The organism is Allobosea sp. P2_B12 (assembly GCF_056404835.1).
Window position 1 is genome coordinate 53681 of record NZ_JBFUDG010000007.1, and the last position, 14583, is coordinate 68263.

Consider the following 14583-nt stretch of genomic DNA (forward strand, 5'->3'; position numbering starts at 1 on the left):
TGCGTCAGTCATGACGACCGACCCCGAGCTTGCGCATCAGCCCGACCAGCCCGCCGCGTGTGAACAGCACGAACAGCACGATCATCGGGCCGAAGATCACTTTCCAATGCTCCGTCCAGCCCGACAGCACATCCTCCGCGAACAGGAAGGCGAGCGCGCCGATGATGGCGCCATGCAGCGAACCGACGCCGCCGAGCACGACCATGAAAATCAGCTCGCCCGAGCGCGGCCAGGACATGTAGGCCGGGCTGACGAACTCGGTCTGGTTGGCGAGCAGGAAGCCGGACACGCCCGCGATCATGCCTGAGATCACATAGGCGACAAGCCGGATGCGGCCGACATGGAAGCCGGTGACGGCGACGCGAGTGGCGTTCTCGCGCGCGGCCCCCAGAACGCGCCCGAAGCGCGAGGCGACGATGACGCTGACGAGGCCGTAGCAGGCGAGCAGCACGCCCAGCACCAGATAGAAGAAGCCGACGCGGTTGCGGAACGGATCGAAGCCGAGGACCGTGCTGCGCTCATACAGCGTCAGCCCGTCATCGCCGCCATAGGCCGAGAGCGCCTGCGCCAGGAAATACACCATCTGGCCAAAGGCGAGCGTGATCATGATGAAGGTGACGCCCCGCGTGCGCAACGAGACGTACCCCGTCACCGCGCCGAAGACCGCGCACAGCGCCAGCACGACCGGCAGGATCAGCATGATCTCGCTGCGCCCCTCGGTGATCATGATTCCGGTGGCATAGGCGCCGATGCCGACGAAGGCGGCATGGCCGAACGAGACCAGCCCGCCGACGCCGAGGATCAGGTCGAGCGAGAGCGCCGCGATGGCGAAGATCATCGCCCGCGTCACCAGCGTCAGCCAATGCGAAGGCAGCCCGAGCGAAACCGCCACCGGCAGCAGTGCCAGCAGGCCGAAAAGCGCGATGGCGACGAGCGGGCGCCGCCGGGCGGGCGCCGTCACTGGCGCCGGGACGGCTGCGCTGGCGAGGCTCATGCGCGCCTCCTCATGACCGTCCCTTGGCCGGCAGCAGGCCCTCGGGCCGCACGAACAGCACGATCGCCATCACCAGATAGATCAGCATCGAGGACAGCGCCGCGCCCGCAGCCCTGGCCGAGGGCGCGCTCATGAACAGCCGCAGCAGGTCGTTCATCGAGGAGCGGCCGAGCGTGTCGACGAGGCCGACGATCAGCGCCCCGACGAAGGCGCCGCGGATCGAGCCGATGCCGCCGACGACGATGACGACGAAGGCGAGGATCAGGATGTTGTCGCCCATGCCGGGCTCGACCGAGAGGATCGGCGCCGCCATCGCCCCGGCGAAGGCCGCCAGCATCGTCCCGAAGGCGAAGACGATCATGAAGAGCTTGTTGATGTCGACGCCGAGCGCCGAGACCATCGGCGCGTTCGAGGCGCCGGCGCGCAAAAGCATGCCGGTGCGCGTCTTCTCGACGATGAACCACAGCAGCGCACCGACTGCGAGGCCGGCGCCGATCAGCGCGAAGCGGTAGGTCGGGTAGAGGATGCCGTCGAGCAGCGCGATGTTGCCGGCGAGGAAGGCCGGCACCGGCACGGACAGGGGCGCCGCGCCCCAGACCATCTTCACACCCTGGTTGAGCAGCAGGATCAGCCCGAAGGTCGCCAGAACCTGGTCGAGATGGTCGCGTTCGTAGAGATGCCGGAAGACCAGGAATTCCAGCGCGAGCCCGATCACCAGCGCCGCAGCCAGCGCCAGCACGAGCCCGAGCACGAAGCTCCCCGTCAGGCCGACGAAGGTGACGGCGAGGTAGGCGCCGAGCATGTACTGCACGCCATGCGCCAGGTTGATGAAGTCCATCACCCCGAAGACAAGCGTCAGCCCCGCCGCCACGAGAAACAGCAGGATGCCGAGCTGGAGCCCGTTCAGGATCTGGACGATAAGGAGGCCGGTGGTCATGTGAGCCTGAGCCGCGATGATGCCGGAAAGGGCGCGGGGAACCCTCTCCCGTAGGGAGAGGGTAGGGTGAGGGGTCGGCCGTTGGAAACTGTAGCTGTGAGCGAACCGAATGCGGTGGTCAGGGCAGCGTCCTACCTTCGAACGGCCGACACTTCACCCCTACCCCTCTCCTTACAGGAGAGGGGTTCCCCGCGGGTCTCTTGCCGCTATTTCAAGCCGCAATCCTTCGCATGCGGATCGGCGTAGTCCGTGAACACCTTCTGGGCGATCTCGGTCTGGAATTTGCCGTCGGCGCGTTTGGCGACCTTGACCAGATAGAAGTCCTGGATCGGGTAGCCATTGGTGTTGAACTTGAACTTGCCGCGCAGCGAGGTGAAGTCGGCCTTCTTGATCGCCGCCCGCAGCTTGTCCTTGTCGGCCGTGCCGCCGGCCGCCTTGACGGCGGAGTCGATCAGCATGGCGGCGTCATAGGCCTGCATCGCGTAGGAGCCGGGCACGATCTTATAGGCCGCCTCATAGGCACTGACGAAGGCCTTGTTCTGCGGGTTGTCCATGTTGGGCGCCCAGGTCATGCCGCCGAACAGGCCGACCGCCGCATCCTGCTGCGCCGGCAGGGTCGATTCATCGACCGTGAAGGCGGAGAGGAACGGGATCTTGCCCTGCAGGCCGGCCTGCGACCACTGCTTGACGAAGTTGACGCCGAGGCCGCCGGGCAGGAAGGCGAAGACCACGTCCGGCTTGGTCGAGGCGATCTTGGCGAGGTCGGAGGCGAAGTCCATAGAGGTCAGCGGCGCATAGACCTCGTCGACCACCTCGCCCTTGAAATAGGCCTTGAAGCCGGCGAGCGAGTCCTTCCCGGCCTGATAGTTCGGCGCGATGATATAGGCGCGCTTGTAGCCTTGGTCCTGCGCGTACTTGCCCAGCACCTCATGGACCTGGTCGTTCTGGTAGGAGGTGACGAAGAAGTTCTGATGGCAGGCCTTGCCCGCCATGGTCGAGGGGCCGGCATTGGGGCTGATCAGGATCGCGCCGGAATCCAGCACCGGCTTGGCGATCGCCCCGAGGATGTTGGAGAAGATCGGGCCGACGACGAAATCGACCTTGCCGCCCTCGACGAAGCTACGGACCTTGCCGACCGCGACGTCGGGCTTGAGCTCGTCGTCGATCACGGTGATCTGAACCGGCACGCCGCCGAGCTTGCCGCCGTTCTTGTCGACCGCGAGCTGGAAGCCGTCGCGGAGTTGCTGGCCGAGCGCGGCCGCAGGGCCGGTCAGGACGGAGACGACGCCGATCTTGATCGGCTCCTGCGCCTGGGCGCTGGCGATGCCGAGCGCCAGCAGACCGGCACCGAGCGAGAGTGAGAGTTTGAGTGTCATGTCGGATGTCCTCCCGGGACGAGCGAGAAAGCGACAGCGCGGCAGGGGTCCCTCAACCCTCATTGCCACGCGATGAAGGCATATTGTTTCAAGCTTAAAATATCCGCAAGGGGTTCTTGCGCGGGAATTTTCGTGGCTTCGATCAACCGCCGTCATCCCGGACCAGCGGCGAAGCCGCGCCGCTCCGGGATCCATCGTAGAGCCAATCCTTTGGGCCGTATCCGCCCTACGATGGATCCCGGAGCTTCGCTGCGCTGCGTCCGGGATAACGGCGCGGGTGTGACGCCCGGCACAGCGAACTCACGCCTGCACGCCGTCGACATACCAGTCCATCTTGGACAGCATCTCGTCGGAGGCTTTCTCGCCCGCCTTGATGCGAACCTCTCCCTTGAGGTCCTTGAGCTCGCCGGTGAAGGGATGCAGCGTCCCGGCCACGATGCCCTTCGTCACCTCGTCGGCGGCAGCGCGCGCGGCGGGCGTCACGGCGGCGTTATAGGGCGCGATCTTGACGAAGCCGTCCTTGATCCCGCCCCAGACGTCGCCGGACTTCCAGGTGCCGTCCATGGCCTCCTTGACGCGCTTGACGTAGTAACCCGACCAGTCGTCGATGATCGCCGAGAGATGCGCCTTGGGCGCGAAGCTGCTCATGTCCGAGGCTTGGCCGAAGGCGAAGACTCCGCGCTGCTCGGCCGCCTGCAGGGCCGCGGCCGAGTCGGTGTGCTGGGTGATCATGTCGGCGCCCTGGTCGATCAGCGCCTTGGCGGCGTCGGCCTCCTTGGCCGGGTCGTACCAGGTCGAGGCCCAGATCACCTTGGTCTTGAAGTTGGGGTTCACCTTCCGCGCGGCAAGCGTGAAGGCGTTGATGCCCATCACCACCTCGGGGATCGGGAAGGAGGCGATATAGCCGGCCTGGCCCGATTTCGACATGTGCCCGGCGATGGTGCCGATCACGGCACGGCCCTCATAGAAGCGGGCATTGTAGGTCGCGACGTTCTCGGCGCGCTGATAGCCGGTGGCGTGCTCGAAATGGATCTTCGGGAACTGCTTGGCGACCTGGATCGTCGGGTTCATGAAGCCGAAGGAGGTCGTGAAGATGATCCGGTTGCCGGCCTGCGCAAGTTGGCGGATGGCGCGCTGGGCATCCGGTCCCTCGGCGACGTTCTCGATGAAGCTCGTCTTGATCTTGGCGCCGAACTCCTTCTCCAGCGCCTTGCGCCCCTGATCATGCGTCCAGGTCCAGCCATGGTCGCCGACCGGGCCGACATAGATGAAGCCGACGCCGAGCGGCGCCTGCGCCGAGGCGCCACCGATCAGCGGCAGGGTCGCGGCGGCGGCGCCGGCGCCGAAATTGAACCGGCGGCGCGTGATGATGGAGGTCATGATCCTGGTCTCCCCGTTATGGTGGCGGCGTCACGACGCCGAGAAAGGCTTGCCGAGACAGGCCGGCGCATCGAGCCGGCCTGTCTTTCGGCCTAACGACATCATGGTCAGAACCGCGATCGTCGCAAGATAGGGCGCCATGGCCAATAGTTCCGGTGCGAGCCAGGTGATGCCGGCGGCCTTCGCCTGCAGCTCCAGCGTCATCACCGCGCCGAACAGATAGGCGCCCAGGAGCAGCCGGCCCGGCTTCCAGGCGGCGAAGACGACCAGCGCCAGCGCGATCCAGCCGCGGCCCGCGGTCAGCCGGTCGGCCCACATCGGCGTCAGCGCCAGCGAGAAATAGGCACCGCCCAACCCTGCCAGCGCGCCGCCAAAGGCAATCGCGCCATAGCGGATGGCGATGACGGGATAGCCGATCGCATGGGCCGAGGCATCGTTCTCGCCGACGGCACGCAGGATCAGTCCGGCTCGCGTCCTGCGCAGGAACAGGCTGACGCCGAGCACGAGCGCGAGCGAGAGATAGACGACGATGTCGTGGCCGAAGACGGCGCGCAGCAGCGGATGCTCCGATAGCGCGGCGGGAAACACCGGGCCGATCCGCGTGATCGTGCGCCCGACGAAGCCGGCCCCGATCAGCGAGGAAACACCGACGCCGAAGATCGTCAGCGCCAGCCCGGTCGCGACCTGGTTGGCGGTCAGCGATAGGGTCAGAACCGCGAAGACCATGGCGGTGGCGATACCGGCGCCGCAGGCCGCGACCAGCCCGAGCCCGGTGCTGCCGGTGCTGAACGCCACGGCGAAACCCGCGACGGCCCCGCACAGCATCATGCCCTCGACGCCGAGATTGAGCACGCCGGATTTCTCGACGACGAGTTCGCCCAACGCCGCCAGCAGGATTGGTGTCGAGGCGGCGACGAGGGTCATCAGGATGGAGACGAGGATGGCGGTGGTCATAGACGCGCCTCCGAGGGCCGCAACGCCGCTGCCAAAACCCGCGCCGTCATCCCGGACAAGCGGCGCAGCCGCGCAGCGCCGGGATCCATCGGAAGGCTCCGACGCTCTAGGATGGATCCCGGAGCTCCGCTTCGCTGCGTCCGGGATGACGCGGAGGGTGTAGAGAGCGAGGAGGAAAAGCCGCAAACGCTCATGCCGCCCGCACCTTCCAGCCGATCCGGTAGCGCACGAGCACATCGGTCGCGAGCAGCACGAAGAGCAGCAGCGCCTGGAACATGCCGGTCGCCGCCTGCGGCAGCCGCACCGTGGTCTGCGCGATCTCGCCGCCGACATAGGTCGCCGCCAGCACGACGCCCCCAAAAACGATGCCGAGCGGGTTCAGGCGGCCGAGAAACGCGACGATGATCGCGGTGAAGCCGTAGCCGGTCGGGAATTGCGGCGTGAGCTGGCCGAACGGGCCCGCCGCCTCGAACAGTCCCGCAAGTCCGGCAAGCCCGCCGCCCGCCAGCAGCGTCGCCCAGGTTACCCTGTCGGCGCTGAAGCCGCCATGGCGCGCGGCGGCCGGGGCGAGGCCGACGACCTTCACCGCATAGCCGGCGGTGGTCTTCTCCATCAGCAGCCAGGCGACAAGCGCGATGATCACCGCGACGGGAATGCCGAGATGGACGAGCGACCCCTCCATCATCGCCGGCAGCGTCTGGTCGGCGGTGAACATCCGCGTCTGCGGAAAATTGAAGCCGTCCGGATCCTTCCACGGGCCGCGCACGAGGTAGTACAGCGCCTGTACCGCGACATAGGTCAGCATCAGGCTGGTCAGGATCTCGCTGACCTGTAGCTTCACCCGCAGGAAGGCGGGGATTGCCGCCCAGGCCATGCCGCCGAGGATGCCGGCCAGCGCCATGACGGGCAGGATCCACCATCCGGTCATCTCGTAGGTCGCGAGCGCCACGCCGGTGCCGGCGATCGCACCCATGATGTACTGACCCTCGGCGCCGATGTTCCAGACATTGGCGCGGAAGCCGATGGCAAGCCCGAGCGCGATGATGACGAGCGGCGCGGCCTTGACGCCGAGATCGGCCCAGCGCTGCGGCTCGAGGAACGGCGTCAGGAAGATGTCGCGCACGGCGTGGAAACCGTCATAGCCCATCGCAGTGAAGACGATCATGCCGATCAGCATGGTCAGGACGACCGCGATCAGCGGGCTGGCATAGAGCATGGCCGTGCTCGGTTCGCGGCGGCGGCGCCATTCAAGCATGGGCCGATTCTCCAAGATCGGACTTGCCGTGCCCGCTCTCGCCATGCACCCCACCCATCATCAGCCCGATCTCGTCGATGCCGAGTTCGGCCACGGCGCGAGGCGCCGACAATCGCCCCTCATTGATGACGCAGAGCCGGTCGGCGAGCTCCAGCAACTCGTCGAGGTCCTGCGAGATCACCACCACGGCCGAGCCCTTGGCGGCGAGATCGACCAGCTCCTGCCGGATCGCGGCGGCAGCGCCGGCATCGACGCCCCAGGTCGGCTGGCAGACGACGAGCACGCCGGGCTGCTGGCCGATCTCGCGGCCCATGATGAATTTCTGCAGATTGCCGCCCGAGAGCGAACGCGCCAGCGCGGCGGTGCCGGTGGTGCGGACATCGAAGCGCTTGATCACGGAATCGGCGAAGTTGCTGACGTCACTGGCGCTGATGATGCCGAGCGGGGTCAGCGGCAGGCGGTGCCGCGCCGTCAGGATACTGTTGTCGGCCAGCGAAAAGTCCGGCACGGCGGCATGGCCGTTGCGCTCTTCCGGCACGCAGGCAAGGCCAAGCGCCCGGCGCGGACCGGCCGTCATCGTGCCGATCGGCTTGCCGTCGAGCGTGATCGCGTCGTGTTGCGTCGCGGGCCGCTCGCCCGAAAGCGCGGCCAGCAGCTCCGACTGGCCATTGCCGGCGACACCCGCAATGCCGAGGATCTCGCCGGCTCGCGCCTCGAAGGTCACGGCTTCGAGATCGGTGCCGAAGGGTGGCTCGCCCGCCAATGTCAGCCCCGAGACGGAGAGCCGCACGGCCCCTGTGCCGCTGCTCTCGCCATGCTCGATCTGGCGCAGTTCGGCGCCGATCATCAGCTCGGCCATGCGCTTGGTCGTCTCGATCTTGGGGTCGCAGGTCGCGACGACCTTGCCCCCGCGCAGGATGGTGGCGGCCTCGCAGAGCGCTTTGATCTCGTGCAGCTTGTGCGAGATGTAGAGGATGGCGCAGCCTTCGGATGCGATCTGGCGCAGCGTCAGGAACAGCTTGTCGACCTCCTGCGGCGTCAGCACCGAGGTCGGCTCGTCCATGATCAGGAGCTTGGGCTTCTGCAGCAGGCAGCGCACGATCTCGATGCGCTGGCGCTCGCCGACCGAGAGCGTATGGACCTCGCGCTCGGGGTCGAGCGGCAGCGAATAGCTGTCGAGGATGGCGGCGACGCGGGCCTTGAGTTCATCGCGATCGACCGCCTCGTCGAGCCCGAGCGCGATGTTCTCGATCACCGTCATCGCGTCGAACAGCGAGAAATGCTGGAACACCATGCCGATGCCGAGCCTGCGTGCTGCCTTGGGCGAGGGGATCGCGACGGTCTCGCCATTCCAGGCGATGCTGCCCTCGTCGGCCTGCTGCACGCCGTAGATGATCTTGACCAGGGTCGATTTGCCGGCGCCGTTCTCGCCGAGCAGGGCGTGGATCTCGCCTGGTCGCACGGAGAGGCTGATGTCCTCGTTCGCTTTCACGCCGGGAAAGCTTTTGGAGATGTGCGACAGGGCAAGCCGAGGGCGAACCGTCTGGTCAGGCGGTTGCGTCATGGCCGGCACTTTCCTCCACTCCGGCTTCGTCGGAAGCCCTTGATCCGCGAAGCAAACTCCGCACCAGCTCGGCCGCCGTCAAGGTCGCGATGACCTCGGGGCGCTTATCCGCGACATCGGCGCCACCGATGGGACAGGTCAGGCGCGTAAGCGCGTCGCTCCGGCCGCCGGCGCGCAGGAAGCCGGCCTCGAAACGCGCCCGTTTCGTCGCCGAGCCGATCATGCCGACATAAGCCCCGTCGCCGCGCATCAGCGCCACCTCGCTGAGGCGGTAATCCAGCGCGTGGCTGTGGGTCAGGATGACGAAGGCGGAGCCTGCTCTGGCGGTATCGATGGCCGCGACCGGGTCGGCCATGCGGATGCAGGTGATGGCGGGAGGCAACCCGTCCATGACGCCGTCGCGGTCGTCAATCAGCGTCGTCGCGAAGGGCAGGGCGGCAAGCGCTTGCGCCAGCGCCCGTCCGGTATGTCCGGCGCCGAAGATCAGCACGGCCGGGCGGGAGGCGGCGTCGGCCTTCTCGCTCGCCGCGAGCATGGCGAGATCGGCCGCCGTCGCGCGCTTCAGTGAAACGGTCACCCGCCCGCCGCAGCACTGGCCCATCTGCGGGCCGAGCGGGATGTCGAGGCTGCGATCCCTGTCGCCTGCCGCCAGCATCTCGCGGGCGATGTCGATGCAATGGAATTCGAGCTGCCCGCCGCCGATGGTGCCGGCTGTGGCGCCGTGGCTCACGGCCATCGCCGCGCCGGCCTCGCGCGGCGTGGAGCCGGCGGCGCTGGCGATGGTGACGAGGATGGCACCGTGGCGCAGGTTGCGGGCGAGGAAAGCTGAGAGGGTCACGCGCCCGCCTCCGCCCGCACCCGCTCGACCGCCGCCAGCACGCGCTCGGGCGTCGCGGGCGTATCGAGCTTCGGGCAGACCTTATGCCCGCCGACGCTGGCCACCGCATCCGACAGCGCATGCAGCACTGAGATCGCCAGCATCAGCGGCGGCTCGCCGACCGCCTTGGAGCGACCGATCGTCGGCTCGCGATTGGGCGTATTCTCCAGCAGCGCGACGTTGAAGATGCGGGGCCGGTCTGAGGCGACGGGGATCTTGTAGGTCGAGGGGGCATGCGTCTTGAGCACGCCCTTCTCGTTCCAGACCAGTTCCTCGGTGGTGAGCCAACCCATGCCCTGGATGAAGCCACCCTCGATCTGGCCCTTGTCGATCGCCGGATTCAGCGAGGTGCCGCAATCATGCAGGATGTCGACGCGCTCGACCTTGTATTCGCCGGTCAGCGTGTCGATCGCGACCTCGGCCGCGGCCGCGCCATAGGCGAAGTAATAGAACGGATGACCGCGCCCGGCCTTGCGATCCCAGTGGATCTTCGGCGTCGCGTAGAAGCCGGTCGCCGAAAGCTGGACCCGGCCCATATAGGCAGCCCCGACCAGCTCGGAAAAGCCGATCTCCTGCGCGCCGATCCGGACACATCCCGGCAGGAAGGCGATGTCGGTGGGCAGCACGTTCCATTTCGTCGCGGCAAAGGCGACGAGCCTTGCCTTGATCGTCTCGCAGGCATCGAGCGCCGCCATGCCGTTGAGATCGGAGCCCGATGAGGCGGCCGTCGCCGAGGTGTTGGGTACCTTGCCGGTCGTCGTCGCGGTGATCTTGATCTGGTCGAGCCCGATGCCGAAGGCCTGCGCCACAACCTGCGCGACCTTCACATAAAGCCCCTGGCCCATCTCGGTGCCGCCATGGTTCAGCATCACCGTGCCATCGGTGTAGACATGCACCAGCGCGCCGGCCTGGTTGAACCAGGTCGCGGTGAAGGAGATGCCGAACTTGACCGGCGTCAGCGCGATGCCGCGCTTGACGATCGGGCTTCTGGCGTTGGCCTCGCGGATCGCTTTTTGGCGCGCGCGATAGTCGCTGGAGCGCTCCAGCTGGTCGATGACCTCGCCAGCGATATTGTCCTCGACGGTCTGGTGATAGGGCGTGACGTCGCGGCCCAGGGGTCGATAGAGGTTCCGCCTTCGCACCTCCAGCGGGTCGAGCCCGGTCGCGAAGGCGACCTCCTCGATCAAGCGCTCGGCGCCGACCATGCCCTGCGGCCCGCCGAAGCCGCGAAAGGCCGTGTTCGAGACCGTATGCGTGCGCAGCGGCTCTGAGACGGCGCGCACTGCCGGATAGAAATAGCAATTGTCCATGTGGAACAGGGCGCGGTCCGTCACCGGTCCCGACAAATCGGCATTCCAGCCGCAGCGCGCCGCATAGATGGCATCGACCGCGAGGATATGGCCGTCATCGTCGAAGCCGATCTCGTAATCGCAGATGAAGTCGTGGCGCTTGCCGGTGATGACCATGTCGTCGTCGCGGTCGGGCCGCAGCTTCACCGGCCGCTTCAGTTTGCGCGCGGCCAGCGCCGCGACGCAGGCGAAGAGGTTCGACTGCGTCTCCTTGCCACCGAAGCCGCCGCCCATGCGCCGGACCTCGACGGTGACCGCATGCGAGCCGACGCCCAGCACCTGCGCCACCATGTGCTGCACTTCGCTGGGATGCTGCGTCGAGGAGAACACCTGCATGTCCTCCTCCTCGCCGGGGATGGCGAGCGCGATCTGGCTTTCGAGATAGAAATGGTCCTGCCCGCCGATCTCAATCGAGCCCTTGAGCCGACGCGGGCTGGCGGCCATCGCAGCCGCGACGTCGCCGCGTTCGAGCTTGAGCGGGTCGGTGACGAGATCGCCGCCCGCCGCGCGTGCAGTCGCGACGTCAAGCAGAGGCTTCGCCTCCTCGTAAACCGCCTTGGCGAGCAGGGCCGCATGCCGCGCCGCCTCGCGTGTTTCGGCGACGACCGCGAAGAGCGGCTGGCCGTGATGCAGGATCATATCCGTCGCAAAGACCGGCTCGTCATGGCGATGCGTCGAGGAGATGTCGTTGCTGCCGGGAATGTCGGCAGCGGTCAGCACGGTGAGCACGCCCGGCGCCGCGCGGACCGCGTCGAGATCGAGCGAGGCCAGCTTGCCATGGGCGATGCCGCTCAGCCCGAGATAGGCGTGCAGCAGCCCGGCCGGGGCCGCGATGTCGTCGATATAGACCGCCTCGCCCGCGACATGCCGCGCGGCGGAATCATGGATGCGGGCCGCGCCCAGCGGCCCTGTCGCGCTCTCGGGCTCGATCCGCTTGCGCGCGTCAGCCATGGCCGACCTCCGCCAGCAGCCCCGCAACGCGGGTCTCGACCTCCGGCTGCGTGGTCTCGATCAGGAAGCGCCGCAGCAGGTTTCCGGCGACCGTCAGGCGATACTGCGCGGAGGCCCGCATGTCTCTGAGCGGGGTGAAGTCTTTGGGCAGGGCGGCAATAGCGGCTGTCACGGCTGCCTCATCCCAATTCCTGCCGATCAGCGCGGTCTCCGCAGCCGCCGCGCGCTTCGGGATGCCAGCCATGCCGCCATAGGCCAGTCGCGACTCCGCAACCCGGCCGTCTTCACCGATCCGCAGCAGGAAGGCGCCGCAGACGGCCGAGATATCCTCGTCGAAGCGCTTGGAGATCTTCGAGACGTGGAACAGCGCGTCGGCAGCTAGCTTCGGCACGATCACGGCCTCGACGAACTCGCCTTCGCGCCGATCCTGCTTGCGGTAGTCGAGGAAGAAGCCTTCGAGCGGGATGCTCCGGCGATCGTCCCCGCGACGCAGCACCAGCTTGGCACCCAGCGCGATCAGCACCGGCGGCAGGTCTCCGATCGGTGAGCCGTTGGCGATGTTGCCGCCGATGGTGCCGGCATTGCGGACCTGCTCGCCGCCGAAGCGACGCATCAGTTCGTCAAGCTGCGGCGATAGCGCTGCCAGCGCCGAACGGACATCGGTCTGCGTCGCCATCGCGCCAATCCGCAGATGGTCGTCCCGATCCTCGATCTCCCGCAGAGCCTCGATTTGGCCGAGATAGATCACGGGGTCGAGCCGGCGCATGCCTTTCGTCACCCACAAACCGACATCGGTCGCGCCGGCAATCAGTGTCGCCTGCGGCTCGGCGATGAGGAGGTCGGCCAGCGCCTCGACGGTCGCCGGCGCGAGGAAGCGGCCGCTTGGACCCGAAAGCGAAAGCGTTTCCGTGTCGGAGAGCTCGCTCAACCGCTTTGCAACGGCGTCGCGATCGAAGCGATCCGCCGCGCCGAGGCGATACATCCGCCGCGCCGCCGCGATGATCGGCTCATAGCCGGTGCAACGGCAGAGATTGCCCGCCAGCGCATCCTCGATCCGCGAAACCGACGGCGCATCCTCGTTGAGCCAGAGCGCGAACAGCGACATCACGAAGCCCGGCGTGCAGAAGCCGCATTGCGAGCCATGGCAGTCGACCATCGCCTGCTGCACCGGATGCAGTGCGCCGTCCTCGCCCTTCAGATGCTCGACCGTCAGCAGCTGGCAGCCGTCGAGCGTCGGCAGGAAGCGGATGCAGGCATTGATCGCCTCATAGCGCATCAGGCCCCGGTCGATGCGGCCAACGACGACGGTGCAGGCTCCGCAATCGCCCTCGGCGCAGCCCTCCTTGCTGCCGGTCATGCGCCTGTCGAGCCGCAGCCAGTCGAGCACCGTCAGGGTCGGATCGCAGGAGGCGATCTCGACCCGTTCGTCGCCGAGAAGGAAGCGTAGGGTGTCACGCATCCCGCCCGCCTCGTTCGCAAATACCGATCATGCCCGCAGATTAGGCATGATCCCGGCTTGGCCGGAAGCTTTGATTTGGTGCAGATGTGATGTGAATTTGAGCCGGAGCCTAAAGCCCGTGACGGAAAAGACCGTGATTGCCTTGCGCGGCCGCCTGCTCTGGTTCGTCGATGATCCCCATGATGCCGGCGAGGCCGCCCATCGCTATGTCGCGGATGGGCTGGTCGTGGTCGAGGATGGCATCATCGCCGCCGTTGGCGAGGCGAGCGCATTGCTGGCGACGCTGCCCTCTAGCGCAGAGATCGTCGATCACCGCCCACATCTGATCATGCCTGGCTTCATCGACGCGCATCTGCATATGCCGCAGACGCAGGTGATCGCCTCCTATGGCGCGCAGTTGATGGACTGGCTCAATCGCTACACCTTCGTCGAGGAGCAGAAGCTCAGCCAGCAGGGCCATCCCGAAAAGCTCGTCACCTTCCTGCTCGACGAATTGCTGGCGAACGGCACCACGACGGCGGTGATCTACTGTTCGGTGCATCCGCAATCGGCGGAAGCTCTGTTTCGCGAATCGCAGCGTCGCAACACCCGTATGCTCGCGGGCAAGGTAATGATGGACCGCAATGCGCCCGACGCGCTGACCGATACGGCTACAAGCGGATATGCCGACTCGAAGGCGCTCATCGAACGCTGGCATGGCAAGGGCCGGCAGCTTTACGTCATCAGCCCACGCTTTGCCGTGACCTCGACGCCGGAGCAGATGGAGGCCGCCGGGCGGCTGGCGGCCGAGCATCCCGATTGCCACGTCCAGACCCATATCAACGAGAACAGGGCCGAGATCGCCTTCGCCAACGAACTCTACCCGGAGGCCGGCGACTATGCCGGCATCTACCAGCATTACGGCCTGCTCGGACCCAAAAGCCTGCTCGGCCACTGCATTCACATGACCGATCGGGAATGGCGGCGCTTCGCCGAGACCGGCACGGTCGCGGTGTTCTGCCCGACCTCGAATCTCTTCCTCGGTTCGGGGCTGTTCGATTGGGCGAGGGCGCGTGCCGAGGGCGTCCCCGTGGCGGTCGCGACCGATATCGGCGGCGGCACCTCCTATTCGATGCTGCGCACGATGTCGGAGGCCTACAAGGTGCTGCAATTGCAGGGGCAGTCGCTCTCGGCCTTCGCCGCCCTGCATGCGATCACGCTCGGCAATGCCAGAGCGCTGAAGCTCGACCATCTGATCGGCTCGCTGGAGCCAGGCCACGAGGCCGACATCGTCGTGCTCGACCCCGCCGCGCAGCGCGCGATGGCGCACCGACTGGAGACGGCGCGCGACCTGGCGGAGGAACTTTTCGTGCTGGTCACGCTGGGGGACGATCGCAACGTGGTGGCGACCTATGTGATGGGGGAGCGGGTGGCGCCCGCGTCATCCTCGAGCGGAGTGTAGCGAACGAACCTCCCCGTCATCCCGGACGCAGCGAAGCGGAGCTCCG

Annotated in this window: 11 protein-coding genes; 1 reads left to right on the forward strand and 10 read right to left on the reverse strand. The window is 67.0% G+C overall.

Annotated elements, in window-relative coordinates; translation table 11 throughout:
* Window positions 1-4: 4 nt before the first annotated feature.
* The 10 genes from AC1DYU_RS17555 to xdhA all read right to left on the reverse strand — a co-directional run bounded on the left by AC1DYU_RS17555 (window position 5) and on the right by xdhA (window position 13096).
* Window positions 5-994, reverse strand: a complete 990-nt coding sequence (locus AC1DYU_RS17555; RefSeq protein WP_476792750.1) for a branched-chain amino acid ABC transporter permease — start codon at window positions 992-994, stop codon at window positions 5-7.
* 10 nt (window positions 995-1004) lie between these two features.
* A complete protein-coding gene (locus AC1DYU_RS17560; RefSeq protein ID WP_476792751.1) occupies window positions 1005-1931 on the reverse strand; it encodes a branched-chain amino acid ABC transporter permease in 927 nt (308 codons plus the stop codon).
* 206 nt (window positions 1932-2137) lie between these two features.
* Complete coding sequence (locus tag AC1DYU_RS17565; RefSeq protein WP_476792752.1) at window positions 2138-3307, reverse strand: ABC transporter substrate-binding protein; 1170 nt, start codon at window positions 3305-3307, stop codon at window positions 2138-2140.
* Window positions 3308-3607: 300 nt separating this feature from the next.
* Window positions 3608-4687, reverse strand: a complete 1080-nt coding sequence (locus AC1DYU_RS17570; protein WP_476792753.1) for a BMP family ABC transporter substrate-binding protein — start codon at window positions 4685-4687, stop codon at window positions 3608-3610.
* Window positions 4688-4717: 30 nt separating this feature from the next.
* Window positions 4718-5641 (reverse strand): ABC transporter permease, encoded by a 924-nt coding sequence (locus AC1DYU_RS17575; protein WP_476792754.1) that lies wholly within the window; start codon window positions 5639-5641, stop codon window positions 4718-4720.
* Between the two features lie 190 nt (window positions 5642-5831).
* Window positions 5832-6896, reverse strand: coding sequence for an ABC transporter permease (locus AC1DYU_RS17580; RefSeq protein ID WP_476792755.1), 1065 nt, complete (start codon window positions 6894-6896; stop codon window positions 5832-5834).
* Entirely contained in the window at window positions 6889-8460 is a 1572-nt protein-coding gene (locus AC1DYU_RS17585; RefSeq protein WP_476792756.1) for an ABC transporter ATP-binding protein, read from the reverse strand. Before AC1DYU_RS17585 ends, AC1DYU_RS17580 begins: the two co-directional genes overlap by 8 nt.
* A complete protein-coding gene (gene xdhC, locus AC1DYU_RS17590) occupies window positions 8444-9298 on the reverse strand; it encodes a xanthine dehydrogenase accessory protein XdhC (protein ID WP_476792757.1) in 855 nt (284 codons plus the stop codon). The genes AC1DYU_RS17585 and xdhC overlap by 17 nt, the downstream gene beginning before the upstream one ends.
* Window positions 9295-11637 (reverse strand): xanthine dehydrogenase molybdopterin binding subunit, encoded by a 2343-nt coding sequence (xdhB, locus tag AC1DYU_RS17595; protein ID WP_476792758.1) that lies wholly within the window; start codon window positions 11635-11637, stop codon window positions 9295-9297. The genes xdhC and xdhB overlap by 4 nt, the downstream gene beginning before the upstream one ends.
* Window positions 11630-13096 carry a xanthine dehydrogenase small subunit gene (xdhA, locus tag AC1DYU_RS17600; RefSeq protein WP_476792759.1) on the reverse strand — a complete coding sequence of 489 codons (1467 nt, stop codon included), beginning with the start codon at window positions 13094-13096 and terminating at the stop codon, window positions 11630-11632. The genes xdhB and xdhA overlap by 8 nt, the downstream gene beginning before the upstream one ends.
* Window positions 13097-13214: 118 nt before the next feature.
* Between xdhA and guaD the strand changes: the two genes are divergently transcribed.
* Window positions 13215-14537: a guanine deaminase gene (gene guaD, locus AC1DYU_RS17605; protein WP_476792760.1), complete on the forward strand. Its 1323-nt coding sequence runs from the start codon at window positions 13215-13217 to the stop codon at window positions 14535-14537.
* Window positions 14538-14583: the final 46 nt, after the last annotated feature.

Coding starts and splice junctions, on each gene's coding strand:
- AC1DYU_RS17575 (WP_476792754.1), bottom strand. CDS start 5,641: ATGACCACCGCCATCCTCGTCTCCATCCTGATGACCCTCGTCGCCGCC.
- AC1DYU_RS17565 (WP_476792752.1), bottom strand. CDS start 3,307: ATGACACTCAAACTCTCACTCTCGCTCGGTGCCGGTCTGCTGGCGCTC.
- AC1DYU_RS17555 (WP_476792750.1), bottom strand. CDS start 994: ATGAGCCTCGCCAGCGCAGCCGTCCCGGCGCCAGTGACGGCGCCCGCC.
- AC1DYU_RS17585 (WP_476792756.1), bottom strand. CDS start 8,460: ATGACGCAACCGCCTGACCAGACGGTTCGCCCTCGGCTTGCCCTGTCG.
- AC1DYU_RS17580 (WP_476792755.1), bottom strand. CDS start 6,896: ATGCTTGAATGGCGCCGCCGCCGCGAACCGAGCACGGCCATGCTCTAT.
- AC1DYU_RS17570 (WP_476792753.1), bottom strand. CDS start 4,687: ATGACCTCCATCATCACGCGCCGCCGGTTCAATTTCGGCGCCGGCGCC.
- AC1DYU_RS17560 (WP_476792751.1), bottom strand. CDS start 1,931: ATGACCACCGGCCTCCTTATCGTCCAGATCCTGAACGGGCTCCAGCTC.
- xdhA (WP_476792759.1), bottom strand. CDS start 13,096: ATGCGTGACACCCTACGCTTCCTTCTCGGCGACGAACGGGTCGAGATC.
- xdhB (WP_476792758.1), bottom strand. CDS start 11,637: ATGGCTGACGCGCGCAAGCGGATCGAGCCCGAGAGCGCGACAGGGCCG.